Annotated in this window: 1 protein-coding gene; it reads left to right on the top strand. The window is 65.6% G+C overall.

From position 1 onward, the window contains the following. Positions 1 to 2,015, top strand: a 2,015-nt coding sequence (locus ABIA65_RS33440) for a condensation domain-containing protein (RefSeq protein WP_354526276.1), incomplete at both ends; no start/stop codon positions are given.

Genomic DNA, 2,015 nt, shown 5'->3' with positions numbered 1-2,015 from the left:
ATCAGCGCGGGCTCGGGTGGGCGTGAACCACTGACAGCCCAACAGCGACCCGCGGTCATCCCATTGTCGTATGCCCAACAACGGATGTGGTTCCTGGAGCAGTTGCAGGGTCCGTCCCCGATCTACAACATGGCCGTGGCGTTGCGGCTGAGGGGGAGGCTCGATGCCGATGCGCTGGGCCAAGCACTGGCGGATGTGGTGGTCCGCCATGAGAGCCTGCGCACCCTGTTCACCGCGGTTGACGGGACACCTCAGCAGCTGGTGATGCCCGCAGAGCAGGCAGATTTTGGCTGGCAGGTTGTTGATGCCAGCGGCTGGTCGGCGGGACGCCTGGAGGATGCCGTCGGCGCGGTAGCACAGCACAGTTTCGATCTGACCAACGAGATCCCGTTGCGGGCAACTCTTTTCCGCGTTGACGCCGATGAGCACGTGTTAGTGGCGGTGGTGCACCACATCGCCGCCGATGGCTGGTCGGTGACCCCGCTGGTGGCTGATATGGGGGTGGCCTATGCCAGCCGATGTGGCGGACAGGTCCCGGACTGGCAGCCGTTACCGGTGCAGTACGTGGACTACACGCTGTGGCAGCGCGAACAGCTGGGCGACCTGGCCGATGCCGACAGTCGCATCGCTGAGCAGTTGGCGTATTGGGAGCAGGCCCTAGCCGGGTTGCCCGAGCGGCTGGAGTTGCCGACTGACCGACCATATCCACCGGTGGCCGACTACAGGGGCGCCAGTGTGGCCGTGGACTGGCCTGCCGAACTGCAACAGCAGGTTGCCCGGGTCGCTCGTGAGCACAACGCGACGAGCTTCATGGTGATGCAGGCCGCGCTGGCGGTACTGCTATCGCAGATGAGCGCCAGCTCTGATGTGGCGGTGGGCTTCCCGATCGCCGGTCGCAGTGACACAGCGTTGGACGAGCTGGTCGGGTTCTTCGTCAACACCCTGGTGCTGCGGGTCGATCTGGCTGGGGACCCCACCATCGCCGAGTTGCTGGATCAGGTGCGCCAGCGCGGACTGGCGGCCTTCGAGCACCAGGACGTTCCGTTCGAGGTGCTGGTCGATCGGCTCAACCCGACGCGAAGCCTGACCCATCACCCTCTGGTGCAGGTGATGTTGGCCTGGCAGAACTTCGCCGCCGATCCTGCCGCCGGGTTTGCCCTCGGTGATGTGCAGGCCACGCCGCTGCCGGCGGAAACCGAGACTGCCCGAATGGATCTGGTGTTCTCGTTGGCCGAACGTCTCAACGACATTGGCGAGCCCGCCGGTATCGGCGGGGTGGTGGAGTTTCGCACCGATGTGTTCGACCCGGCCAGCGTTGAGGTGCTGATCGGGCGCCTGCAGCGGGTGTTGGAGACGATGACAGCCGACCCGATGCGGTTGTTGTCGTCGGTGGATGTGCTCGACGGGGCTGAGCGTGAGCGCTTGGACGGGCTCGGTCATCGTGCGGTGTTGACCGAGTCGGTGGCGGGGGTGTCGATTCCGACTCTGTTCGCGGCGCAGGCCCTGCACGCACCGGATGCGGTGGCGGTCAGTTGTGCGGGTGCCTCGTTGTCGTATCGGGAGCTGGACGAGGACTCGAATCGACTGGCGCACTTGTTGGTCGGGTTGGGTGCGGGACCGGGTCGGTGTGTGGCCCTGTTGTTCAATCGGTCGGCTGAGGCGATCGTGTCGATTCTGGCGGTGCTGAAGTCTGGTGCGGCGTATCTGCCGATCGACCCGGCTCATCCCGATGCGCGGGTGCAGTTCATGCTCGCTGACGCGGCGCCGGTCGCGGCGATCACCACCACCGCGCTGGCGGAGCGGCTGGACGGGGGTGGGGTGGTGGTCATCGATGTGGCAGATCCACGCCTCGACACATACCCCACAACGGCGCTGGCGTCGGGTCCGGCTGCTGATGATGTCGCGCATGTCATCTACACGTCGGGGACCACGGGTGTGCCCAAGGGTGTTGCGGTCACGCATCAGAATGTGACGCGGCTCTTCGAGGGTCTTGATGTGGGTGTGGTGTTGGGTCC

It is taken from the genome of Mycolicibacterium sp. 624, assembly GCF_040548615.1.
Taxonomy (GTDB): Bacteria; Actinomycetota; Actinomycetes; order Mycobacteriales; family Mycobacteriaceae; genus Mycobacterium.
The sequence above is the reverse complement of the archived record's forward strand: the minus strand, read 5'-3'. Positions and strand labels throughout refer to the sequence as shown.